Annotated in this window: 22 protein-coding genes; 15 read left to right on the top strand and 7 right to left on the bottom strand. The window is 60.7% G+C overall.

All coding sequences use genetic code 11. The annotated features are described in order from the left end of the window. Nucleotides 1-68 precede the first annotated feature (68 nt). The 6 genes from AB9K37_RS11130 (at nucleotide 69) to AB9K37_RS11105 (ending at nucleotide 6,909) form a co-directional block, all read left to right on the top strand. Nucleotides 69-875, top strand: a complete 807-nt coding sequence (locus AB9K37_RS11130; protein ID WP_369838478.1) for a TRAP transporter small permease subunit — start codon at nucleotides 69-71, stop codon at nucleotides 873-875. 3 nt (nucleotides 876-878) lie between these two features. Continuing rightward, nucleotides 879-2,474: a TRAP transporter large permease subunit gene (locus AB9K37_RS11125; RefSeq protein WP_369838475.1), complete on the top strand. Its 1,596-nt coding sequence runs from the start codon at nucleotides 879-881 to the stop codon at nucleotides 2,472-2,474. A gap of 230 nt (nucleotides 2,475-2,704) precedes the next feature. Continuing rightward, nucleotides 2,705-4,195, top strand: coding sequence for a UxaA family hydrolase (locus AB9K37_RS11120; RefSeq protein WP_369838472.1), 1,491 nt, complete (start codon nucleotides 2,705-2,707; stop codon nucleotides 4,193-4,195). Beyond that, the gene (locus AB9K37_RS11115) at nucleotides 4,195-5,250 is read left to right on the top strand and encodes a Gfo/Idh/MocA family protein (RefSeq protein WP_369838469.1); all 1,056 of its coding nucleotides are present in this window, start codon (nucleotides 4,195-4,197) and stop codon (nucleotides 5,248-5,250) included. Before AB9K37_RS11120 ends, AB9K37_RS11115 begins: the two co-directional genes overlap by 1 nt. A gap of 34 nt (nucleotides 5,251-5,284) precedes the next feature. After that, nucleotides 5,285-6,010, top strand: coding sequence for an SDR family oxidoreductase (locus AB9K37_RS11110; protein ID WP_369838466.1), 726 nt, complete (start codon nucleotides 5,285-5,287; stop codon nucleotides 6,008-6,010). A 14-nt stretch (nucleotides 6,011-6,024) separates the two neighbouring features. Next, nucleotides 6,025-6,909: a DMT family transporter gene (locus tag AB9K37_RS11105; RefSeq protein ID WP_072706245.1), complete on the top strand. Its 885-nt coding sequence runs from the start codon at nucleotides 6,025-6,027 to the stop codon at nucleotides 6,907-6,909. 170 nt (nucleotides 6,910-7,079) lie between these two features. Here AB9K37_RS11105 and AB9K37_RS11100 read toward each other — a convergent pair whose 3' ends face one another. Continuing rightward, nucleotides 7,080-7,817 (bottom strand): SDR family oxidoreductase, encoded by a 738-nt coding sequence (locus AB9K37_RS11100; RefSeq protein WP_369838461.1) that lies wholly within the window; start codon nucleotides 7,815-7,817, stop codon nucleotides 7,080-7,082. Between the two features lie 21 nt (nucleotides 7,818-7,838). Next, nucleotides 7,839-9,620 carry an IlvD/Edd family dehydratase gene (locus AB9K37_RS11095; protein WP_369838459.1) on the bottom strand — a complete coding sequence of 594 codons (1,782 nt, stop codon included), beginning with the start codon at nucleotides 9,618-9,620 and terminating at the stop codon, nucleotides 7,839-7,841. 147 nt (nucleotides 9,621-9,767) lie between these two features. Between AB9K37_RS11095 and AB9K37_RS11090 the strand changes: the two genes are divergently transcribed. From AB9K37_RS11090 to AB9K37_RS11075, 4 genes are read left to right on the top strand one after another with little or no spacing between them, the layout of a single operon-like run. Then, nucleotides 9,768-10,241, top strand: coding sequence for a hypothetical protein (locus tag AB9K37_RS11090; protein ID WP_369838456.1), 474 nt, complete (start codon nucleotides 9,768-9,770; stop codon nucleotides 10,239-10,241). Beyond that, a complete protein-coding gene (locus AB9K37_RS11085; protein WP_369838453.1) occupies nucleotides 10,238-10,960 on the top strand; it encodes an AzlC family ABC transporter permease in 723 nt (240 codons plus the stop codon). Before AB9K37_RS11090 ends, AB9K37_RS11085 begins: the two co-directional genes overlap by 4 nt. Further along, on the top strand, nucleotides 10,957-11,277 hold the full coding sequence (locus AB9K37_RS11080; protein WP_369838450.1) for an AzlD domain-containing protein: 321 nt from the start codon (nucleotides 10,957-10,959) through the stop codon (nucleotides 11,275-11,277). Before AB9K37_RS11085 ends, AB9K37_RS11080 begins: the two co-directional genes overlap by 4 nt. A gap of 15 nt (nucleotides 11,278-11,292) precedes the next feature. Then, nucleotides 11,293-11,988, top strand: coding sequence for an RraA family protein (locus tag AB9K37_RS11075; protein WP_369838447.1), 696 nt, complete (start codon nucleotides 11,293-11,295; stop codon nucleotides 11,986-11,988). A 27-nt stretch (nucleotides 11,989-12,015) separates the two neighbouring features. Here the strand turns inward: AB9K37_RS11075 and AB9K37_RS11070 are convergent, their stop codons facing one another. Next, complete coding sequence (locus tag AB9K37_RS11070) at nucleotides 12,016-12,939, bottom strand: NAD(P)-dependent oxidoreductase (RefSeq protein ID WP_369838444.1); 924 nt, start codon at nucleotides 12,937-12,939, stop codon at nucleotides 12,016-12,018. Between the two features lie 27 nt (nucleotides 12,940-12,966). After that, nucleotides 12,967-13,725 (bottom strand): SDR family oxidoreductase, encoded by a 759-nt coding sequence (locus AB9K37_RS11065; RefSeq protein ID WP_369838441.1) that lies wholly within the window; start codon nucleotides 13,723-13,725, stop codon nucleotides 12,967-12,969. Between the two features lie 119 nt (nucleotides 13,726-13,844). On the opposite strand from AB9K37_RS11065, the gene AB9K37_RS11060 reads away from it, so the two are divergent. The 5 genes from AB9K37_RS11060 to denD are packed head-to-tail and all read left to right on the top strand — an operon-like array spanning nucleotide 13,845 to nucleotide 19,325. Continuing rightward, nucleotides 13,845-14,879 carry an L-idonate 5-dehydrogenase gene (locus tag AB9K37_RS11060; RefSeq protein WP_369838438.1) on the top strand — a complete coding sequence of 345 codons (1,035 nt, stop codon included), beginning with the start codon at nucleotides 13,845-13,847 and terminating at the stop codon, nucleotides 14,877-14,879. A 9-nt stretch (nucleotides 14,880-14,888) separates the two neighbouring features. Further along, nucleotides 14,889-15,803, top strand: coding sequence for a dihydrodipicolinate synthase family protein (locus AB9K37_RS11055; protein WP_369838436.1), 915 nt, complete (start codon nucleotides 14,889-14,891; stop codon nucleotides 15,801-15,803). Then, on the top strand, nucleotides 15,803-17,176 hold the full coding sequence (locus tag AB9K37_RS11050; protein WP_369838433.1) for an FAD-binding oxidoreductase: 1,374 nt from the start codon (nucleotides 15,803-15,805) through the stop codon (nucleotides 17,174-17,176). The genes AB9K37_RS11055 and AB9K37_RS11050 overlap by 1 nt, the downstream gene beginning before the upstream one ends. A gap of 10 nt (nucleotides 17,177-17,186) precedes the next feature. Next, on the top strand, nucleotides 17,187-18,338 hold the full coding sequence (locus AB9K37_RS11045) for a fumarylacetoacetate hydrolase family protein (RefSeq protein WP_369838430.1): 1,152 nt from the start codon (nucleotides 17,187-17,189) through the stop codon (nucleotides 18,336-18,338). 21 nt (nucleotides 18,339-18,359) lie between these two features. After that, the gene (denD, locus tag AB9K37_RS11040) at nucleotides 18,360-19,325 is read left to right on the top strand and encodes a D-erythronate dehydrogenase (RefSeq protein WP_369838427.1); all 966 of its coding nucleotides are present in this window, start codon (nucleotides 18,360-18,362) and stop codon (nucleotides 19,323-19,325) included. A 37-nt stretch (nucleotides 19,326-19,362) separates the two neighbouring features. Here the strand turns inward: denD and AB9K37_RS11035 are convergent, their stop codons facing one another. From AB9K37_RS11035 to AB9K37_RS11025, 3 genes are all read right to left on the bottom strand, one after another. Then, nucleotides 19,363-20,166: a hypothetical protein gene (locus AB9K37_RS11035; protein WP_369838424.1), complete on the bottom strand. Its 804-nt coding sequence runs from the start codon at nucleotides 20,164-20,166 to the stop codon at nucleotides 19,363-19,365. Between the two features lie 74 nt (nucleotides 20,167-20,240). Beyond that, nucleotides 20,241-21,017 carry an HpcH/HpaI aldolase/citrate lyase family protein gene (locus AB9K37_RS11030; RefSeq protein WP_369838421.1) on the bottom strand — a complete coding sequence of 259 codons (777 nt, stop codon included), beginning with the start codon at nucleotides 21,015-21,017 and terminating at the stop codon, nucleotides 20,241-20,243. Beyond that, a complete protein-coding gene (locus AB9K37_RS11025; protein WP_369838418.1) occupies nucleotides 21,017-21,961 on the bottom strand; it encodes a 2-hydroxyacid dehydrogenase in 945 nt (314 codons plus the stop codon). Before AB9K37_RS11025 ends, AB9K37_RS11030 begins: the two co-directional genes overlap by 1 nt. Nucleotides 21,962-21,966 lie beyond the last annotated feature (5 nt).

Below are 21,966 nucleotides of genomic sequence, written 5' to 3'. Positions count from 1 at the left end.
TCCATATGGCCCGCCTTTTTTCCACCCGCTCGCAACTGAAACGGGATTCAGGCAAGGAGTTTTCAACAATGGAGAACCAGAGCGTTTGGCTCGGGGGTCTCAGGGGACCAGTGCGACTGGGGATGATCGGCTTTACCGGCCTCGCCCTCCTCACTTTTGTCATCCTGATCGTCAGCCAGTTTGTTTCTGCCGAGCCTATCGGCATGTACGAGATGATCCGCCCCGCGGGCCGTCCTCTTGCGATGCTGATGCTCTTTTCGCTGGCCGGAGCGTTGCTCTTTGCCTCGATCTACCTGTCCGACACCATCGGACCGATCGAAGAGCGCCCCAGCGGCTTTTTTGACTACATTTCGCTTGTGGCCTCGCGTTTGGCCATGATCTCGATCGCCTTTGTCGTGATCGTCATGTTCTACGAAGTGGTCTCGCGCTACGCCTTCAACCGCCCGACCCTGTGGGCGAACGAGCTGTCCCTGTGGATCGCATCGTTCATCTTCCTCTTGGCGGGCCTCTATTCGATGCAGCAGCGCAGCCACATCCGCATCTATGTGATCTACGACATGATGCCCCGCGCGTTCCAGAAAACCGCGGACGTGATCTCTGTCCTCTTGATCCTGCTCTTTACCTTCACCCTCGTCTGGGGCGGCTTTAACGACGCCTGGACCCGGATGCTGCGGATGGAGACCTTTGGCACCGCGTGGGATCCGCCCCTTCCGGGCACCGTGAAACCCGCGATCCTGATCATCATCGTTCTTGTGGCAGTTCAGGCCGTATCCAACCTGATCGCCGACTGGAACAAAGCCCCCGAACACCACGGCCACGACGATATCGACGAGCACGAAATCGAAACCCTGCGTCGTACGCTGGAGGACAAATAAGTTATGGTTGATATCGGTACCCTCAGCATGATCCTGCTGCTTGGCATGTTTGCCTTGCTGGCGATCGGCATGCCGCTGGGCTTTGCGTCCGCCTTCCTTGCGGTGGTGACGCTGGTCCTCAAATTCGACGTCGACATCCTGTTCAACACCTTTGGCCGCGGACCGTTCTCGGTCCTCGGGCAGGCGGTCTACCGCCAGATGACGAACTACGTCCTAATCTCGGTCCCGCTGTTCATCTTTATGGCCGCGCTCCTAGAGCGATCCGGCATCGCCAAGGACATGTACTCGGCCCTGAACCAGCTATTGTCGCGCACCCGTGGCGGTATTGCCCTTGTGACCTCGCTGATGGCGGTGATCATGGCGGCCATGTCTGGCATCATCGGCGGCGAAGTCGTTCTGCTTGGTCTGATCGCCCTGCCCCAGATGCTGCGTCTGGGCTACAATCAGAACCTCGCGATCGGCACCATCTGTGCGTCGGGCTCGCTCGGCACCATGATCCCGCCGTCGATCGTTCTGATCTTCTACGGTCTGGTCACCGAAACCTCGATCAAGGCGCTGTTCACCGCGTCCTTCCTGCCCGGTTTCATGCTGGCCTCGTTCTTCATGATCTACATCCTGTTCCGTAGCATCATGAACCCCGAGATGGCTCCCCTGCCGCCCGAAGATCCCACCGATCCCAAAGGCAAAGAAAAGGGCCTGATGTTCCTTGGCTTCTTGGGTCGTCTGTCCATGTGGATCACCGGTGTGCTGATCGCCCGCAACCTGTTCTTCACCGTCACCGGCGACAACGCCGTAACCGAAGGGGTCGAGCCGATCTTCCTCGGGATGGTATCGGACCTGCCCTACCTGATCGCGGCCTTTGTCCTGTCGGCGCTGGTTGTCTACCTCTTGGTTGGCAAAGACCGCTCCAAGGCTGGCTGGGACATGTCCAAAGGTCTGGTGGCCCCGATCATCGTGATCGGCGTGGTTCTGGGTTCGATCTACGGTGGCATCACCGGCATCACCGAAGCCGCTGGCATGGGTGTGGTTGCCGTGTTCGTCATCGGCCTTGTCCGCCGCGAGATGACCTTTGACATCGTGTGGGACAGCCTGATGCGGACCCTGAAGTCGACCGGCACCATCATCTGGGTGACCATCGGTGCGGCCGCACTGGCAGCAGCCTACACGCTGGCAGGTGGTCCGACCTATGTGGCGAACATGATCGTGGGCTCTGACCTGCCGACCATGGGTGTTATTCTGGTGATGATGTTCATCTTCCTGATCATGGGAATGTTCATGGACTGGGTTGGTATCGTTCTGTTGATCATGCCCGTGTTCCTGCCCATCGTGCTGCGCCTTCCGGTCGAAGAGATCGGCGTCCTTGGCCACCTCGAGGCCCGCCACGTCGCGATCTGGTTCGGTGTTGTGTTCTGTATGAACATGCAGGTGAGCTTCCTGTCGCCGCCCTTTGGTCCTGCGGCCTTCTACCTGAAGTCCGTCGCACCGGCGCACATCTCGCTGACCGACATCTTCAAAGGCTTCCTTCCTTTCATCGCGATCCAGCTTATTGCGCTGTCGGTCCTCCTGATTTGGCCCCCGATCGTGACTTTGTTCCTCTAGGAAGAGGTCTTTGAAACCCGGCCGGGGCGGACATGCTGCCGCCCCGGTCCCTACCCCCTCGGGATCGGGTATGATCCCCCAGATTTTCGTCCGGCCCGACGCACGACGCCGCCCCGGACCCCAAAGCAAGCACCGGCGCAACGTCATGACGTTTGCCATACGTGAACCAGACGCCAGCCATACCCCGATTTTCGCGCCGTTTCGGCGCTGTGAAGGTCAAGGAATTAACCATGAAAACCGTCCGTCTGTCCGAAGCCGACAACGTTGTGACCGCCAAATCCCCCCTCGAAATCGGCGAAGATGGCGCGACGCAGTTGATCCCGCGCGGGCATAAAATGGCCACATGTGATATTCCCGCGGGCGCCCCTGTTTTGAAATACGCGCAGCTCATTGGCTACGCGGCCACCGACATTCAGGCGGGGCAACACGTCCACACCCACAACCTTGAATTCCGCAACGTGGACACGGACTACGAATTCTCGACCAACCTGCGCCCTGTCGCCCCCGCGCCCCAGCAGGACAGCTTTATGGGCTATCGTCGCCCCTCGGGGCGCGTTGGCACCCGCAACTATATTGCGGTCCTGACGTCGGTGAACTGCTCGGCCACAGCGGCCCGTATGATCGCCCAACACTTCACCCCCGACGTCATGGCCGATTATCCCAATGTTGATGGCGTTGTGGCCTTTGTCCACGGCACCGGATGCGCCATGGGTGGGGATGGCACCGGCTTCGAGCTATTGCAGAGAACTCTTTGGGGTTATGCGAAAAACCCGAATGTGGGCGGCGTGCTCATGGCGGGTCTGGGCTGCGAGATGATGCAGATCGACTGGCTGATCGAAGCCTACGGTCTGACCCCCGGCCCTCTGTTCCAGACCATGAACATTCAGGACCACGGCGGCCTGCGCAAAACGGTTGAGATTGGCATCGAACAAATTACCGCCATGCTGCCCGAAGTGAACAAAGCCACGCGCACAGAATGCCCTGCGTCCGAGCTGATGGTCGCCCTGCAATGCGGCGGATCCGACGCGTGGTCCGGCATCACCGCGAACCCCGCCGTCGGTTACGCCTGTGACCTTCTGGTGGCCCAAGGCGGCACCGGCGTTCTGGCCGAAACTCCAGAAATCTATGGGGCAGAACACCTACTGACCGCCCGCGCCGCTGATCGCGCTATCGGCGACAAGCTGATCGATCTGATCAAATGGTGGGAGGGCTACACAGACCGCAACGGCGGCTCCATGGACAACAATCCCAGCCCCGGCAACAAAAAAGGCGGATTAACCACGATCCTCGAGAAGTCCCTCGGCGCCGCAGCCAAGGGCGGCACCACCCCGTTGACCGGTGTCTACAAGTACGCAGAACCCGTCACGGCCAAGGGTTTCACCTTTATGGACAGCCCCGGCTACGACCCCGCATCCGTGACCGGACAGATCGCAAGTGGCTGTAATCTCGTGTGTTTTACCACGGGCCGCGGATCCGCCTTCGGCGCGAAACCTTCGCCCTCGATGAAGGTCGCGACGAATACCGAGATGTATAACCGCCTGCACGAGGACATGGATGTGAACGCGGGAACGATCATTTCCGACGGCAAAACCGTCGAGGAAGTGGGCCGCGAAATTTACGAAATGTGGCTCCGCATGGCCTCGGGCGAGCAAACAAAGTCGGAAAAACTGGGCCTTGGGGACTACGAATTCGTCCCATGGCAGGTTGGCGCGGTGATGTAATGGCCCGTTTACCACTTTGCATCATAGGTGGAGGCTCGATCGGCATGCGTCACGTCGAAGTGGCGCAAACGTCGGATAAAGTCGATCTGACCTGCATCGTTGAGCCTTCTGATGCGCGCCGCGCAGAACTGGCCCAAATTGGCTTCACCGCTGTCGCAGCGATTGAGGATGCCCCTGCTGCCACCCGCGCCGCCATCTCGGCCACGCCGACGCAGCTGCATCACGACAGTGCCTTGCAAATTCTGGATCGCGGATGGGCAGGCATCATCGAAAAACCTCTGACCGCCACGGTGGGCGAAGCCAAAGCATTGACCGAAGTGGCAGGCGACAAGCCCTTGTTTTGTGGGCATCATCGCCGCTGTCACCCCTTTAGCATCGCAGCCCGAGAAGCCCTGCAGCTGATCGGCGATCTGGTCGGGGTGCAAACCCTGTGGTCGCTGCGCAAGCACGACACCTACTACGACACCCCGTGGCGCACGCAGCCCGGCGCAGGGGTTCTGATGACCAATGTCAGCCACGAACTCGACCTTCTGCGCTTCTTGATCGGCGAGATTGACGAAGTCTCTGCCCTGACCTCCAACGCGCGACGCGGCATGGTGATCGAAGACACCGCCGCGCTGTCCCTGCGGTTCGCCAATGGCGCGCTTGGCTCCGTTCTGATGTCCGACGCCGGCGCGTCACCTTGGGCGTTCGAAGCGGCCACTGCCGAAAACCCCGCCATCGCCGCCTCGGGTGAGGATTACCTACGCATCATCGGCACCCAAGGCGCGCTGGCCTTCCCCTCGCTCACCCGCTGGGGCCGAAGCGACGGAGGAGAGATCGAGTGGTCCAAGCCCCTGACCCGCCACGCCCCGCAAGTATCTGACAAGATTGACCCTTTGCTGGCCCAGATTGACAGGTTCGCGGACGTCGTCGCGGGCGGCCAAGATGATATCCTGTGCACGTTGGCCGATGGCGCAGCGGCGCTAGAGCTGACCCTCGCTGCGGTCCTGTCGGGCCGCGACGGACGCCCCGTCAAAAGCGGCGAGGTACCCGATGATTTTCGCGGGGCCTGACCCCGCCCCGAAACCGATAGATTGGAGAATTGAAATGAGGCTAGAAGGAAAACGCGCCTTTATCACCGCAGCGGGCCAAGGCATCGGCCGCGCCGTCGCGGAACACTACGCCCGCGAGGGCGCCATTGTCACCGCCACCGACCTGAAGGCAGAGCTGCTGGACGGGCTGAACGTCGAGAAAACCATGGCGCTGGATGTCACCGACAAGGCCGTCCTGACCGCCGCCATTCAGGACGCGCAGCCCGATATCTTGGTGAACTGTGCGGGGTTCGTGCACGGCGGCACAATCTTGGAAGCAAACGACGACGAGTTCGACTTTGCCTTTACACTGAACGTGAAATCCCAGTTCCACGCGATGCAGGCTGCCCTGCCCGGCATGCTCGAACGGGGCGGTGGGTCGATCGTCAACATCGCCTCGGTGGCGAGCAGCCTGATCGCCGCCCCCAATCGCTGCATCTACGGCGCATCCAAGGCCGCCGTGATTGGCCTGACCAAATCCGTGGCCGTGGACTATGTGAAACAAGGCATCCGCGTGAACTGCATCTGCCCGGGCACCGTGGACAGCCCGTCGCTGCATGACCGCCTGCGCGCCATGGGCAACTACGAAGAAGCCCGCGCCGCGTTCGAGGCCCGTCAGCCCATGGGCCGCATCGGCACCGCAGACGAGATTGCGCATCTGGTTGTCTATCTTGGCTCGGACGAAAGCAGCTTTACCACTGGGCAGGCCCACATCATCGACGGCGGTTGGGCGGCCGGCTAAAGGAGTCCCCCCACATGGGGACCTCGATCCCAAGAGAGGACCGCACAGGAGCTGGGCTCTTGCTCATGTGCCTGGCCGTGGGGTTCTTTACCTGCATCGACACCTCGGCCAAGTGGTTGATCCTGTTCGGATTGCCCACGCTTCAGGTGGTCTTTGCCCGTTATTTCGGTCATTTCATTCTGGCACTTGCCTTCTACGTCCCACGCGAAGGGCGCGCGGCACTGGTGTCGAACGCCCCTGTGAAACAGCTGCTGCGCAGCCTGTTTTTGCTGGGGTCCACTGTCATGAACTTCATGGCGCTGAAACACTTGCCGATCACCATCACGACGACGATCTTTTTTGCCGGTCCGATCGTGACCAGCATTCTGGCGATCCCGATCCTTGGGGAAAAGGTCGGCCTGCGCCGTCTCATTGCGGTGTGCGTCGGGTTCAGCGGCGTTCTGGTGGTGATCCAACCGTGGGGCACGGCCTTTCACCCGGCGATGTTCTTTAGCCTTGCGGGCCTGATGTGCGCGTCGCTCTATTTCATTATGACCCGACTGCTGTCGGGGGTCGAGGCGAACGCCACCCAGCAAATCTGGTCGAGCGGGATCGCCATGACTGCTCTGCTGCCCTTTGCGCTGCAAAACTGGGTCTGGCCGGACACGACGCAGGCGTGGATCATCTTTTGCCTGATCGGATTTTTCGGCGCGACAGGTCACACCATTGCCACCATCGCGCATCGGTGGGCGGATGCGTCCTTACTCGCACCAGTGGTCTATATTCAGGTGTTCCTCGCCTCGCTTGCAGGGATCCTTGTGTTCAACACATGGCCCACGTTGTGGACGCTGGCTGGCGGTGCGATCATCATCGCCTCGGGTCTTTATATCTGGCAGCGCGAGCGCAGTCTGAAACGCTGAACCGGCGGGTCCCAGAGGGGCCCGTCCTCCCCGCGCAGAAATTCATAAGACTTGCGACGCATCTTCTGCGCCTAGGGCCGCGGCATAAAAAAAGCCGCCGACCACAAGGGCCGGCGGGTAAGTCCGGGTTCTAACACCCAACAGGAAGCATAGTTTCGGTTAACGCTGGGTTAACCGCGCCCGATATAGGGCATATTTGTTGCCATCACGGTCATGAACTGAACGTTGGCTTCGATCGGCAGTTCCGCCATGTGCAGGACAGAGCTGGCGACATGGGCCACGTCCATCACAGGCTCCACCGCAATCGATCCATCGGCTTGCGGCACCCCTTGGGTCATCGCCTGCGCCATATCAGTCAGCGCATTGCCAATGTCGATCTGCCCGCACGCAATGTTGAACGGACGCCCGTCCAGCGAAATGCTGCGGGTCAAACCGGTGATCGCGTGTTTCGAGGCCGAATACGGCGCAGACCCCCAGCGCGGCACATAGGCCGAAACAGAGCCATTGTTGATGATCCGGCCCCCTTGGGGGTCTTGAGCGCGCATCCGTGCAAAAGCCGCCCGAGCGCAGATAAAGCTACCGGTCACGTTCACGTTGATCAGGTCGCGCCAAGCATCCACATCGACAGTGTCGATGGTCGTGCCCTTCATCGCGACGCCTGCATTGTTGAACAGGGCGTCAATCCGCCCCCATTCCGCCAGCGCCTTGTCAAAGGCCGCGTCAACTTCGGCCTCGTTCGTTACGTCACATGGCAGGGCCAGTGCATTTTCGTGGCTGTCTGCCATTTCCTGCACCGTGGCGGGTGTGCGGCCGACGACGCCGACCTTCCACCCGTTGTCCAAGAAATGCTGCGCACAGGCTTTGCCCACACCGCGCGCGGCGCCGGTAATGATGATTGTCTTAGCCATCGGGCCTCCCCTCCCTTCGGGTCAGTGGTTGTCGCGCGGCAGGTCTTGGCAGACCTTGTGGTAGGCGGTGGCCAGTTCCAGACAGCCGCCCTTGTCCAACTGCCCCACGTGAGTGCGATAGATCTCTTGCCACGGGGTCTGGTGCTTGATCTCGGGCGGAGTCCAATCCGCCTTGCGCTGCGCCCATTCCTCTTCAGAGACCAAAGCATCCATAGTTGAGGTATTCAGATCCAAGCGCACCATGTCGCCTGTCCGCAAGTAAGCTAATCCCCCACCCACAACCGATTCAGGCGATGCGTTCAGGATCGACGGGCTCTCCGAGGTGCCCGACTGACGGCCATCGCCCACGGTGGGCAAGTGGTTGATCCCCTGCTTCAACAGGGCATCCGGCGGCTGCATGTTCACGACCTCGGCGCTGCCGGGATAGCCCACACAACCCACGCCGCGAATGAACAGGATGCACTTCTCGTCGATGTTCAGAGACGGATCGTTGATCCGGTCGTGGTAATCCTCGGGGCCTTCGAACACGATCGCACGGGCCTCGTGCACGCCCTCTTCGCCCGGACGGGACAGGAAGCGTTTCTGGAAGTCCGCAGAGATCACCGAGGTCTTCATCAGCGCGCTATCAAAGAGGTTCCCCGACAACACCTTGAAACCCGCATTCTGACGCAAGGGTGCGTCATAGGTGGTGATCACGTCCTCGTCTTCGGAGCCAAGGCCGCTCAGGTTGTCGCCCATGGTCTTGCCCGTGGCGGTCATACAGCCCTCGTGGATGTGGCCAGCCTTTTGCAGCTCGGCCATAACCGCAGGAACACCGCCCGCACGGAAGAAGCTTTCGCCCAAATACTTGCCCGCGGGCTGCATGTTCACCATCAGCGGGATTTCGAAACCGACGGTTTCCCAATCCTTGACGTCCAGCTCGACACCGGCATGGCGCGCAATGGCCTGCAGGTGCGGCGGCGCGTTGGTAGACCCGCCAATCGCAGCGTTCACTTTGATCGCGTTTTCAAAGGCTTCGCGAGTCAGGATGTCAGAGGGCTTCAGGTCCTCGTAGACCATCTCAACGATCCGCTTGCCGGTCTGATAGGCCATCTCCATCCGCTCGCGGAAGGGCGCGGGGATCGCCGAGTTACCGGTCAGGGACATGCCCAAAGCCTCGGCCATGGCGTTCATCGTCGACGCCGTACCCATGGTGTTGCAGTGGCCCAAAGAGGGCGCGGACGAACACACACGGCTGATGAATTCTTCGTAGTCGATCTCGCCTTCGGACAGCAGACGGCGGCTTTCCCAAACGATCGTGCCCGACCCTGCGCGCTTGCCCTTCCACCAGCCGTCCAGCATGGGACCGCCGTTCAAGGCAATCGCGGGCAAATCAGCCGTGGCTGCGCCCATCAGCATCGCTGGCGTGGTCTTGTCACAGCCCGTGGTGATCACGACGCCATCCAGCGGATAGCCATGCAGTACCTCGACCAGCCCCAGATAAGACAGGTTCCTGTCCAAAGCCGCCGTGGGGCGCTTGCCGGTTTCCTGAATGGGGTGCACGGGGAATTCCATCGGAACCCCGCCCGCCGCACGGATGCCAGCCTTGATCCGGTCCATCAGGAACACGTGAATCTTGTTGCACGGCGCGATGTCGGAACCGGTGTTCGCAATGCCGATGATCGGCTTTTCGCCCTGCAATTCCTCGCGGGTGTATTCCTGGTTCAAATAGCGCTCTAGGTACAGCGCCGTCATCCCCGGATTATTGGGATTGTCGAACCACTCTTGCGAGCGGAACCGCTTGTTCGCGCGGGTGTTGGACATGGTTTCCTCCCAGAAAATTCATGTGGCGTCGCGAATCTTGTTGCTCACCGCCGGTCGTTCTAGAAAACTCAAATGGTATACCAAACGCAAGTTTATTTTGGTATACCAGAATCAAACGGCTGGGGAGAGCCGTAAGGGAGGAATTGAATGAAACGTGACATTGGCGCGAGTGCCGCCCTGTGTCTGCTGCTGTCCGTACCTGCGATGGCCCAGATGTCCATAGAGACTGTGGACACCTGTTTGACCGACGCCTTCGGCGCACAAACCAACCCGAGCGCCTGCGTGGATCTGGCCCACTCCGAATGCGGCGGAATGCCCGAAGAGATGCACGCCGCCTCTGCCCTGTGCTTTACCAAGACCCAAGAGGTCTGGAACGCCGCCATCGCCGAACAGATGGAAACGATCCGCGCCCGAGGCGACGACCAGCTGTCTGCCATCGCTGGCATTGAGACCAAATATGACGTGCTGTCCGCGCTGCTCCAATGCGACCGGATGGAGGAACTGAACCGTCTCACCGACCAGAGCGCCGAACTGGTGGCGCGGCAAAAGGCGGGCTGCGTGTCGACCGCTGCGGGTCTGGCCTATGTGCGTCTGAACTGGCGGGCAAGGTCGCTGGAATGACCGCTCTGACGCCGCGCAAAGCGTTCTGGCGCGGGTATCTGGACTGTGCCCCGTTTATCCTGATCGTGATCCCCTACTCCATGCTTTTTGGCGTGGTGGCACGGGACGCGGGGCTGGACCTGTTCCAGACCATGAGCATGACTGTTCTGGTCATCGCAGGGGCCGCGCAGTTCACTGCGCTGGCGCTGCTACAGGACAACGCGCCGGTGTTTATCGCTTTGCTGACGTCGCTGGCGGTGAACCTGCGGATGGCCATGTATTCGGCGGCTCTGGTCCCCCATATCGGCCATGCGCGGTTCAGCGTTCGGGCCTTGATGGCCTATCTCATGGTGGATCAGGCCTTTGCCGTCTGTGTCAAAACCTATGAAGAGCGTCCCGATATGCCGCCCGCGGCCAAGGTCGCCTATTACTTTGGCTGCATGATGCTGATCTGTCCGTTTTGGTACGGGTTCAGCTTTGTGGGCGCCTATGTGGGCCAAGCGATCCCTGCGTCCCTGTCCCTCGATTTCGCCTTGCCGATCTGTTTCATCGCCTTGACGGGGCCACTGCTCCGGTCTGTACCGCACTACGTGGCGGCGCTGGTCTCAGGTGTCAGCATCCTGCTGTTTTCATGGGTGCCGTGGAACCTCGGGATCATGGTCGCGGCGAGCCTCGCGATGATCAGTGGCGCGCAAACGGAACTCTACCTGCGCCGCCGCGCAGCAAAGGGGGCCGCATGATCTCTGAACTCGATTTCTGGGTGCTGACCCTGCTGTTGGGTCTGGGAACGTTCCTGATCCGCTTTTCTTTCTTGGGGATTTTCGGGGGCAAGGAGATGCCCGAATGGGCGCTCCTGCACCTGCGGTATGTGGGGGTCGCGGTGTTTCCTGCGATCTTCATGCCGCTGGTGGTCTGGCCCCCAGCCACCGATGGCACCGTCGATCCCATCCGCATTACCGCCGCTCTTGCCGCATTGGTCGTGGGGCTTCGGGTCAACGTCATTTTCTCAATCATTGCGGGCATGGCGACCTTCTATGCCCTGCGTTTTATCTTCTAACCGAAAGGCCGAACCATGCTCGAAGAACCGCCCATCCTGCGCATCCGCCGCAATTTTCCGCGCCCGACTACCGCTCAGATCGACGCCTTTCGCGGCGTGCCCACGGGGTTCGTCTGTGATGCGATGAACGGCGCAGGATCCTTGGACACCGCGATTGCCCCCATCGGCGCGGCAACCACCAGCGGCCCAGTGGTCGGGACCGCGGTCGTTGCCGAAAACGGTCCCGCGGAAATTCTAGCCACCATGGCCGCGCTGTCCATCGTACAGGCAGGCGACATTCTGCTGTCTGCGGTCCACGGGCATCAAGGCACCTCGGCCTGCGGGGACCTGATCCTTGGGATGATGAAGAATAACGATCTGGCTGGTTTCGTCACAGACGGGCCCATGCGCGATGTCGAAGGCATCGAAGAGGTCGGCCTGCCCGCATGGTGCACCGGTCTGAACCCGAACTCCCCCTATTCCAAAGGGCCCGCCACAGTGGGCGATGGTGCGATCGTTGGTGGGCAGTATGTGAGCAGCGGCGACATCATCGTGGCCGACCGCAGCGGTGTCGTCGTGATCCCATACGCCAAAATCGACGCGACTATCAAAGCGCTCGAAGACGTCAAAGCCGCCGAAGATGCCTTCGAAGCCAAGGTCAAAGGCGGCGCCAAGTCCTTCTTCGATCTCGACGCGATGGTGGCCGAAGGCAAGGCCGTCTGGATCGACTAAGACCTGCCTCCGGCGATGGGAGGGGGCTTAGCCCTCTCCCTTTTTCACTTCTTCGGCCATGTTCATGCCATTCAGTTCCGCCACAATATCGCCGAGCATGGGCACGTAGTCCCCGCCCCGATCAATCGCTTCGGCATGGGTGTAGTACTGCTTTACCGCCGCTGCCATGATCCCCATGATCCCAGCGTCAGAGGCCATGTTGTTGGCATAGCGCACGTCCTTGGACGCGTTGGTAATGGTAAACAGGTGCGCGTTCCGATCACGGTCCACAGTGTACTTCATAAAGGTGTCGAAGAACCCGTTGCCCATCCGGCTGGACCCGATGACCTGCCGCACGGTTTGCGGCGCGATGCCGACCTTGGCGCCTAGCACGGTCGCCTCGGAGTAGAGCGCCGCGTAGCCCATCGCGATGAAGTTCATCAGCAGCTTCATCTTGTGGCCCGTGCCCGTCCCGCCCGTGCGCGTGATGTTTCCTGCCCAACACTGGATCACCGGCTCGACCTTGGCATAGGTTGCGTCATCTGCGCCGACCATGGCGTCCAGATTACCTTCTTCGGCCTCTTTCGGTGTCCGCCCCAAGGGGGCATCGACCAGCGTTCCGCCCTTCTCTGCCAGCTCCGCCGCCAGCGCCATGGTCGAGGTCGGATCAGCGGTTGAGGTTTCGATCACGATCAACCCTTCGCGTACGCCAGCCAAGATGCCATCCTCGTCACGGAAGATCGCCTCGACCTGCGTGGAGTTCGACAGGCAGATGTGGATGATATCGCATTTTTCAGCCATCTCGCGGGCGCTGCTGACCTCGGTCGCTCCCATGCCCTTCAGGCTCTCTACGGGGTCGCGGTTGCGGTTGCCCTTGATGAAGAGCGTGTGGCCCTTTTGCAGGATATTCTTGGCCATGCCGTGGCCCATATAGCCCACGCCGATGAACCCGATAACCGGTTTGTCACTCATGTCTTTTCCTCCCCAGTAAAGACAGTTTTACAGGCTGGCAGTGATTCCGCCGTCCACGAACAACGTGTGCCCGTTCACAAAGGATGCCCCGTCCGAGGACAGGAAGATGCAGGCGCCAACCAACTCCTCGACCTTGCCCCAGCGGCCCGCTGGGGTGCGTTTTTCAAGCCAAGCACTAAATTCAGGGTCCGCCACCAAGGCGGCGTTCAAGGGCGTATCAAAATAGCCCGGCGCGATCGCATTGCAGTTTAGACCATGTTTGGCCCAGTCCGTCGCCATGCCTTTGGTCAAGTTCGTGATTGCACCTTTGGACGCCGTGTAGGGCGCGATTCCCGGACGGGCGAGCATCGACTGCACCGAGGCGATGTTCACGATCTTGCCCGCACCCCGCTTGATCATGTGGCGGGCGACGGCCTGCCCCACGTAGAACGCCGAATTCACATTGGTGCGCATCAGGCGGTCAAAGGCATCGACCGGAAAATCCTCTAGCGGCGTGCGGTGCTGCATCCCTGCGTTGTTCACCAGAATGTCGATTCCGCGCCCCATTTCATAGGCATCCACGGCATCAGCGACCGCTTTGGCATCGGTCACATCGAACACCAGCGTGTCCACCTGCGCCCCCGTGGCACGCAAGGCTTTGGCGGCCTCTTCCAAACGCTCGGGGTTGCGCGCATTCAGCACAATCCGTGCCCCAGCCTGCGCCAGACCCAGCGCCAAGGCATAGCCGATCCCCATAGACGAGCCGGTGATCAGCGCCGTCTTTCCGCTCAGATTGAACAGTTCCATAAATCCTCCCTTACTGCGGAAAATGGGTGGTTGACTTTCCGCCCGATCCCGCATTTTTTGAAATGGTATACCATTTTGGCGGTGATGCAACCGCCGACGGTTCGGGGAGGAGACCAACCGTGAAAGCGTTATTTGCCCATGGCGCAGAGGACCTGCGCCTGTCCGATTGTGTTGCAGATCCACTTGGCCCCACGGATGTCCGCATCCGGATGGAGCGTGGCGGGATTTGCGGCTCGGACTTGCATTATTTCAACCACGGCGGCTTTGGCTCCGTGCGCCTGAAGGAACCGATGGTTCTGGGCCACGAGGTTGCCGGACGGGTGGCCGAAGTAGGCGCTGACGTCACAGACCTGACGGTTGGCGATCTGGTGGCGGTGTCCCCGTCCCGCCCGTGCGGCGGCTGTGTGGAATGCCACCGCGGTCTGCCGAACGAGTGCCTGAACATGCGGTTCTACGGCTCGGCCATGCCCTATCCACACATCCAGGGCGCCTTTCGCGAAGAGATTACGGTCATGGCCAGCCAGTGTCATGTGGCCAACGATCTAACACCGGCCGAGGCTGCGATGGCCGAGCCCCTTTCGGTCGCTTTGCACGCTGTCCGCCGCGCAGGCAACCTGATGGGGGCAAAGGTTCTGGTGACCGGATGCGGCCCGATTGGCCTGCTCGTGATCCTAGCCGCCCGCCGTGCTGGGGCCGCGCAAATCATCGCGGTGGACATCACGGACACATCTCTGGCGATGGCGGCCAAGGTCGGCGCGGATGTCACCCTGAACACCATGACCAACCCCGACGCTCTGGCCGATTACGCCGCAGGCAAGGGCACCTTGGACGTGTTGTTCGAATGCTCGGGCGCGGCCCCTGCTTTGGCCGGCGCGATCCCCGCCCTGCGCCCCCACGGCGTGATCGTACAGCTGGGACTGTCCGGCGACATGCCCCTGCCCATGATGCAGATCACCGCCAAAGAGTTGGAATTGCGCGGGTCCTTCCGCTTCCACGAAGAGTTCGCTGTGGCTGTCCAGCTCATGTCCGCAGGGCTCATCGACGTGAAACCCCTGCTGACCCACACCTTTCCATTGACTGAATTCCAGACCGCCTTCGAGACCGCCAATGACCGCACCCAAGCGATCAAAGTGCAGTTGTCCTTTGGCACCTAAGGAGGATTTATGACCAAACCTTACACCGGCATTTGGCCCGTTGCTCCCACGCCCTTTAACCCCGATGGCACCCTCGATCTGGAGGGCATGAAGCGCGTTCTGGACTGCATGATTGATCAAGGCGTGGACGGCATCTGCATCCTTGCCAACTTCTCGGAGCAGTTCCTGATTTCCGACGCCGAGCGTGAAACCCTGACCCGCCTCTGCCTAGAGCACGTCGCGGGCCGCGTGCCGGTGATCGTGACCATCAGCCACTATGCGACCCCGATTGTGGTCGAGCGTGCGCAGTTCGCCAAAGACCTTGGCGCGTCCATCGTGATGATGATGCCCCCCTACCATGGCGCCCTGCTCAAGGGCACCGCCGAACAGACCTTCGAACAGTTTCGCGCCGTGGGCGAGGTTGGGATTCCGATCATGCTCCAAGACGCGCCCCTGTCCGGCGTCGATCTGCCCGTCCCGCTTTTGGTCAAAATGGCCCAAGAGATCGAGATGCTGAAGCTGTTCAAGATCGAATGCCCGCAGGCCGCGATGAAACTGCGCGCCCTGATCGAGCAAGGCGGCGATGCCATCGAAGGCCCCTTCGACGGCGAAGAAGCGATCACTTTGTTGGCCGATCTGGATGCAGGTTGCACCGGCACCATGACCAGCGCGATGATCCCGGATCTGATTGGCCCGATTGTTCGCGACTTCCTTGCTGGCAACCGTCAGGCGGCGATCGATGGCTATGCGCGTGTCCTGCCCGCCGTGAACCACGAGAACCGCCAGTGCGGCTTCCGCTCGGCCAAGGCCGCGATGGTCGAGGGCGGCGTGATCAAGTCAGAGTTCTGCCGCCACCCCATTGCGCCTCTGCATCCCGCCACCCGCGCGATGCTGATGGAACTGCTGACGCCGCTTGATCCGCTGGTCCTGAAGTGGGGCAAGTGATGCACTCTGCTGCGATTACCGAACTACAAACGCTACTTGGGGACCGTCTGGTCACGACCCAAGCCGACCGCGATCTGCACGGCCAGAACGAGACGTGGTACCCCCTGACCCCGCCCGACGCCGTTGCCTATCCCGAGACCACGCAAGAGGTCTCGGACATCCTGAAAATCTGTCACGCCCACGACTGCCCCGTGGTGGCCTATGGTGCGGCGAGTTCTTTGGAAGGCCAGCATCTGGCGACCCGCGGCGGCATCAGCCTTGATATGAACCGGATGAACCGCGTTCTGGAAGTGAATGCCGAGGATCTGAATTGCGTCGTCCAACCTGGCATCACACGCTTCGCCCTGAACGAGGAGCTGCGCGCCACCGGACTGTTTTTTCCCGTGGACCCCGGCGCGAATGCCAGCATCGGCGGCATGACGGCCACCCGCGCCAGCGGCACCACTGCCGTTCGCTACGGCACCATGCGCGAAAACATTCTGGCGCTCGAGGCTGTGATGGCCGACGGCACCATCGTCCGCACCGGCACTCAGGCGCGCAAGTCCAGCACCGGTTATGACCTGACCCACCTGCTGGTTGGCTCCGAAGGGACGCTGGGGATCATCACCGAACTAACCGTCAAACTTCAGGGCATTCCCGAGGCAATCAGCGCCGCCACCTGTCGCTTTCCCACCATCGAGGATGCGGTCAACTGCGTAATCCTAACCATCCAGACCGGCATTCCCATGGCGCGGATCGAGCTGGTGGACGAAATGATGGTGCGCGGGTTCAATAACTATGCGGACGCGGGCCTGCCCGAAGTCCCGCATCTGTTCCTTGAATTCCACGGGTCCGAAACTGGCGTGGCCGAGCAAGCCGAGATGTTCGGTGCCATCGCCGAGGATTTTGGGGTCGAGGCCTATCAGACCGCGACCAAAACCGAGGACCGAAATGCCCTTTGGGCCATGCGTCACAAGTCGCACTACGCCTCGGCCTCTTTGGGCAAAACCGGCCACCTGATGCCCACTGACGTCTGCGTCCCGATCAGCAAACTAGCCGAAGCGGTCGTGCAGGCCCAGAATGATGCGAAACGACTGGGGCTGACCTCGACCATCGTGGGGCATGTAGGGGACGGAAATTTCCATTCCGGCCTCGCGATCGACCCCACCGACCACGACCAGATGAAGGCTGCCGAAGAGTTCACCGATGCATTGGCCAAGACAGCCATGCGTCTGGGAGGCACCGTCAGCGGTGAGCACGGCATTGGTCTGGGCAAAATGAAATACATGAATGCCGAGCACGGCGCAGGCGTTGCGCTGATGCGGTCGATCAAGGCGGCGCTCGATCCGAAAAACATCCTCAATCCGGGCAAAATGCTGCCCCATGTTGAATAAAGGAGCCCCCATGCTGCCGTTCGAGAATACCGATCCGACCGCCACACTTGTGGGCCGCGTCTGGCGCCCCGAGATTGGCCCGTGTCTTATCACTTTGCGCGGGGACGAAGTGATCGACATCACCTCTAAATCCGTGCCGACCATGCGCGACCTCTTGGAACTGGACGACCCCGCTGCCTATGCTCGCGAGGCCACGGGCGAAAGCCTTGGGTCCCTGACCGATCTGGCGCACCTGAGCGGCGAAGCGGTTGGCGATGACGTGATGCACTTCCTTGCCCCATGCGATCTGCAGGCGGTCAAAGCTTGCGGCGTGACCTTTGCCGAGTCCATGGTCGAGCGCGTGATCGAGGAACAAGCCGCCGGTGACGCCGACCGCGCCGAAGAAATCCGCGCCAAGGTCAAGGACAAGATCGGCGACAGCCTGTCCGGCATCACTCCCGGAAGTAATCAGGCGATGGAGGTCAAGAAGGTCCTGATCGCCGAAGGACTCTGGTCCCAGTATCTGGAAGTCGGCATTGGCCCCGACGCCGAGGTTTTTTCCAAGGCGCAACCCATGAGCTCTGTGGGGTTCGGAGCCTCCGTCGGACTGCACCCCGTCAGCAATTGGAACAACCCCGAGCCAGAGATCGTCATCGCCGTAAACAGCCGCGGCGAGATCAAAGGCGCGACCCTAGGCAATGACGTCAATCTACGCGACGTCGAAGGGCGCAGCGCCCTGCTGCTGGGAAAAGCCAAAGACAACAATGCCAGCTGCGCAATCGGCCCATTTGTCCGTCTGTTCGATGACAGCTACGGTATGGCGCAGGTCGAAACTGCCGAGTTGACGCTCAGGGTCACGGGCGAGGATGGGTTCATTCTGAACGGCCACTCGTCCATGACCAAAATCAGCCGCCACCCCGCCGATCTGGCGGCGCAAACTTGCGGGCGGCATCACCAGTATCCCGATGGGTTCTTCCTGTTCTTGGGCACCCTATTTGCCCCCATTCAGGACCGCGACAACCCCGGTCAGGGCTTTACCCACAAGGTTGGCGACGTGGTCAGCATCTCGGAACCCCATCTGGGAGAGCTGCGAAACACAGTACGCCTGTCCACCGAATGCCCCGAATGGACCTTTGGCACCGCCGCGCTGATGCGCAATCTGGCGGGTCGCGGGCTGTTGTAATTACTCTGGGAGGAGATTTTGATGAAAGTACTTATTATCGGGGGCGGTGGCCTCGTCGGTCAGAAACTGGCCAAATCGCTGGCATCGCGTGGTGAACTGCGCGGTCAGAGCATCGATAGCCTCGTGCTGGCAGACGTTGTGGACCCCGCGCAGGTAGAAGCGCCCTTTGCGGTCGAGACCGCGACATGTGACATCGCCGATCCGGCCAGCGTCAGCAGCGTGATTGATGCCGACACCGACGTGATCTACCTGCTGGCTGCCATCGTTTCCGGCCAAGCCGAAGAAGATCTGGATCTGGGCTACAAGATCAACATGATGGGCACCATGAACGTGCTGGAGCGTTGCCGAGAGTTGGGCACCAAGCCGGTCGTGGTCTTCACCTCATCAATCGCCGTATACGGCGGCGAGGTCGCTGATCCCATCATCGACGACACTTTTTTGAACCCGCAGACCAGCTATGGCGCGCAAAAGGCCATCGGCGAGCTGCTGTTGAATGACTACAGCCGCAAAGGCATCGTGGACGGGCGCGGATTCCGCCTGCCGACCATTTCAGTCCGTCCGGGCAAGCCGAACCGCGCTGCCAGCAGCTTTATGTCGTCGATCATTCGCGAGCCATTGAACGGCGAAGAGGCGGTGTGCCCTGTCGATCCCAGCTTCGCGCACTTCTATTTGAGCCCGCGCAAGTGCATCGAAAACCTGATCAAGGGCGCTGAAATTCCCGAAGAAGATTTGGGCCAGAACCGCTGCATGATGATGCCTGGCCGGACTTGGACCATCGGCGAGATTGTCGAGGCCCTGCGCAACGTCTGCGGGCCCGAGCCTGAAAAGCTGATCCGCTGGGAAGAGCAGCCCGACATCCTCGCGATCGTCAAAGGCTGGCGCTACGACATCCAGCCGTCCAAGGCACTGAAACTGGGCCTGACTGCGGATGACAGCTTCGAGGATAACATTCGCTACTACCTCGAAGACGACAAACCCGCTGCCTAAGAAAAAGGCCCGCCAGAGGATTGGCGGGCCGCACTCGTTACGCCAGCGCGATGATGCAAGACCCTGTGTAACCTTGTTGGGGAGAGCCGTTCAGTTGCATCATCTGCTGCTCTTTCTGGGATTCGGTGTTATCCGCAAAGATCATGTCGCGGTCATAATCCTGACGCCCAAGATTGCTTGTGCCATTGGAGTAGATGCCGCTCTCGGCGCTATAGACCGCAGCACAATCTTCTCCGGGCAAGGAAATCTGCGAAGTGAGTAGGCTGTCGCGCCCCGTAACGATTTCATCTGCGCTTTCAAACACTTCGAAGTGAAAGTGCGGCCAGCGCCCATTATAACAACCGGGGAAGATTGTCGTGAACTTGACAACCCCGTCCGCGTCGGAAATGCCCACGCCGCGCAGATTGTTGCGGTCGTCGTAATCATAGAGCGAGTACTTCCCGATCGCATCACAGTGCCAGAGATAAAGCGCACGACCCTCGAGCGGTGTACAGCCGTCGTTTGCGTCAACCAAGGTCAGAGTGACCTCTAGGGGGACACCCTCTGCCGTTGGGCTCATGCCGTTGAAACTGGGACGCAAATCCTCGCGGATAATGCCCTCTTGGGTCAGCACGTTGATGCTGCCGCCGCGCCCGTTTGTCCCGTCTGCGGGATAGGGCCCTGCGGTCTCGGTGCTGTTGACCACGCATTGCAGCGCGGCTGCGGGGTTGGCGGCCAACGCCCCTGCCCCCAGAAGAAAACCAAGTGCGCTACGCCGACCAATAAGACGCGGCAAATCGTGGCGAAGCCCCAGATCGTGGTCGTCTTGGTGGCCCTCGGCTGCGGTGTGAATATGTGTCATGAAAACTCCTTTCATGACTTCAACGCAGCAGATGTTGTTTTCAGTCTCTGTACCAGTTCACAGCTAGGTGAAGATCAGCGCACATAAGACGTTCGCGCCGTCTGGAGTCGCTCGCGCAGGTACCGTTGCAGGGCGACCATATCCACGTCAATGGCTGTGAACAGGCTGCCTGCCTCGACCGCGATGGCCGTCAACGCGTCGTCCACCGACAAGAATCCCGCCGGCTTGCCAAGTGCTCGCACCCGCTGGATCCCATCGCGGATCGCGGCTTCGACATCGGGATGGCGCACATTCCCCGCATGGCCGAGCGAGGCCGAAAGGTCCGCCGGTCCAATAAAGACCCCATCAATCCCGTCCAAGGCCGCAATCTCGTCCAGATTATCGAGCCCCTTTTGCGTTTCGATCTGCACCAGCAGGCAGATCTCTTCGCGGGCGCGGGTGAAATAGTCCGGCACCGTCCCGAACCTGTTCGCACGGGTAGAGCCGCCCATGCCGCGGAACCCGCGGGGGGCGTAATCCACAGCCTCAATCGCCAGCTTCGCCTCTTCGACGGTTTGGACATAGGGGATCAGCAGGGTCTGCGCGCCCACATCCAAGAGGCGCTTGATCTCGGCCGCATTTAGTTCTGTGGGGCGCACGACCGGGTGCGCCCCGTACGCCGACATCGCCTGCAGCATCGAAAGAACACTGTTCAGGTCGTTGGCCGTATGCTCGCAATCAAGCAGCAGCCAGTCAAAGCCCAAACCGGCCAGCATTTCCGTTGCCGCATTATCGCGGATCGTAGACCACAGGCCGATCTGTTGTTGACCGGCCATGATCGCCTTTTTGAACGGGTTGGCGATCTGCTCCATCAGTTCACCGGCGTAACCAGAGCATTCCCTTCAATGAACGCAGTGACATTAGACAGCTGCACCTCGGCCATGGCGCGGCGGGTTTCGTGGGTGCCGGACCCTTGGTGCGGCTGAAGCACCACGTTGTTCAGATCGTAGAACCTTTCGTTCAGATGGGGTTCATTGACAAAGACATCAAGGCCCGCGCCCGCGATGGCGCCACTTTCCAGCGCGTCCAGCATCGCCTCTTCGTCAATGGTGGTGCCGCGGCTGATATTGATGATCACGCCGTTTTTCCCGAGCGCGTTAATCACGTCGCGGCTAACATAGCCTTCGGTCTCCTTGCCGCCGACCAGCGCGACGACGTACCAATCCACCGCCTCGGCGAGGCTCTTGGGGCCCGCGTGGTAGGTCCAGCCGGGGGTCTCTTTTTCACTGCGCGAATGGTAGTGGATGTCCATCTTGAACGCTGCCAGACGGTCGGCGATTTCGCGGCCAATGCGGCCAAGGCCGCAGATACCCACGGTCCCACCGGTCATCTTGCGGTTCAACGGGAGGCTTCCGCCGCCAGCCCAACGGCCAGAGCGGGTCAGGTTATCGCCTTCGATCATGTTGCGGGTCTGGGTCAGCATCAGGGCCACCGCCAGATCCGCCACGTCGTCATTCAGGACATCGGGGGTGTTGGTGACTTTGATCCCGCGCTCGCTGGCAGCGGCCACGTCAATCGCGTCATAGCCAACACCAAAGTTCGCAATCAGGCCCAGGTTTTCCAGCGGGTCCATCGCCGCCTCGCCAAAGGGTGCGTGCCCTTTGAACACCACTGCAGTGATTCCCGCGCGGGTATCCGCGTCCACGCCCGCGATATCGTCAGGCGACGCAGCATAAACGTTGGGGTAATTCGCATCGAACCGCGCGCGCTCTTCCTCGTTGAAGGCACCACAGACAAGCAGTTTTACATCGGACATTTCAC

This window comes from Donghicola sp. XS_ASV15, assembly GCF_041224595.1.
Lineage (GTDB): Bacteria > Pseudomonadota > Alphaproteobacteria > Rhodobacterales > Rhodobacteraceae > Donghicola.
Note: the sequence above shows the minus strand (reverse complement) of the source record. Positions and strands in the feature narration are given on the sequence as shown.

What these genes read in the sequence shown, in the direction of transcription:
- AB9K37_RS11100 (WP_369838461.1), bottom strand. Translation starts at nt 7,817, where the DNA reads ATGGCTAAGACAATCATCATTACCGGCGCCGCGCGCGGTGTGGGCAAA.
- AB9K37_RS11110 (WP_369838466.1), top strand. Translation starts at nt 5,285, where the DNA reads ATGAGGCTAGAAGGAAAACGCGCCTTTATCACCGCAGCGGGCCAAGGC.
- AB9K37_RS11095 (WP_369838459.1), bottom strand. Translation starts at nt 9,620, where the DNA reads ATGTCCAACACCCGCGCGAACAAGCGGTTCCGCTCGCAAGAGTGGTTC.
- AB9K37_RS11130 (WP_369838478.1), top strand. Translation starts at nt 69, where the DNA reads ATGGAGAACCAGAGCGTTTGGCTCGGGGGTCTCAGGGGACCAGTGCGA.
- AB9K37_RS11075 (WP_369838447.1), top strand. Translation starts at nt 11,293, where the DNA reads ATGCTCGAAGAACCGCCCATCCTGCGCATCCGCCGCAATTTTCCGCGC.
- AB9K37_RS11090 (WP_369838456.1), top strand. Translation starts at nt 9,768, where the DNA reads ATGAAACGTGACATTGGCGCGAGTGCCGCCCTGTGTCTGCTGCTGTCC.
- AB9K37_RS11045 (WP_369838430.1), top strand. Translation starts at nt 17,187, where the DNA reads ATGCTGCCGTTCGAGAATACCGATCCGACCGCCACACTTGTGGGCCGC.
- AB9K37_RS11120 (WP_369838472.1), top strand. Translation starts at nt 2,705, where the DNA reads ATGAAAACCGTCCGTCTGTCCGAAGCCGACAACGTTGTGACCGCCAAA.
- AB9K37_RS11050 (WP_369838433.1), top strand. Translation starts at nt 15,803, where the DNA reads ATGCACTCTGCTGCGATTACCGAACTACAAACGCTACTTGGGGACCGT.
- AB9K37_RS11030 (WP_369838421.1), bottom strand. Translation starts at nt 21,017, where the DNA reads ATGGAGCAGATCGCCAACCCGTTCAAAAAGGCGATCATGGCCGGTCAA.
- AB9K37_RS11055 (WP_369838436.1), top strand. Translation starts at nt 14,889, where the DNA reads ATGACCAAACCTTACACCGGCATTTGGCCCGTTGCTCCCACGCCCTTT.
- AB9K37_RS11080 (WP_369838450.1), top strand. Translation starts at nt 10,957, where the DNA reads ATGATCTCTGAACTCGATTTCTGGGTGCTGACCCTGCTGTTGGGTCTG.
- AB9K37_RS11070 (WP_369838444.1), bottom strand. Translation starts at nt 12,939, where the DNA reads ATGAGTGACAAACCGGTTATCGGGTTCATCGGCGTGGGCTATATGGGC.
- denD (WP_369838427.1), top strand. Translation starts at nt 18,360, where the DNA reads ATGAAAGTACTTATTATCGGGGGCGGTGGCCTCGTCGGTCAGAAACTG.
- AB9K37_RS11025 (WP_369838418.1), bottom strand. Translation starts at nt 21,961, where the DNA reads ATGTCCGATGTAAAACTGCTTGTCTGTGGTGCCTTCAACGAGGAAGAG.
- AB9K37_RS11125 (WP_369838475.1), top strand. Translation starts at nt 879, where the DNA reads ATGGTTGATATCGGTACCCTCAGCATGATCCTGCTGCTTGGCATGTTT.
- AB9K37_RS11115 (WP_369838469.1), top strand. Translation starts at nt 4,195, where the DNA reads ATGGCCCGTTTACCACTTTGCATCATAGGTGGAGGCTCGATCGGCATG.
- AB9K37_RS11085 (WP_369838453.1), top strand. Translation starts at nt 10,238, where the DNA reads ATGACCGCTCTGACGCCGCGCAAAGCGTTCTGGCGCGGGTATCTGGAC.
- AB9K37_RS11065 (WP_369838441.1), bottom strand. Translation starts at nt 13,725, where the DNA reads ATGGAACTGTTCAATCTGAGCGGAAAGACGGCGCTGATCACCGGCTCG.
- AB9K37_RS11105 (WP_072706245.1), top strand. Translation starts at nt 6,025, where the DNA reads ATGGGGACCTCGATCCCAAGAGAGGACCGCACAGGAGCTGGGCTCTTG.
- AB9K37_RS11035 (WP_369838424.1), bottom strand. Translation starts at nt 20,166, where the DNA reads ATGACACATATTCACACCGCAGCCGAGGGCCACCAAGACGACCACGAT.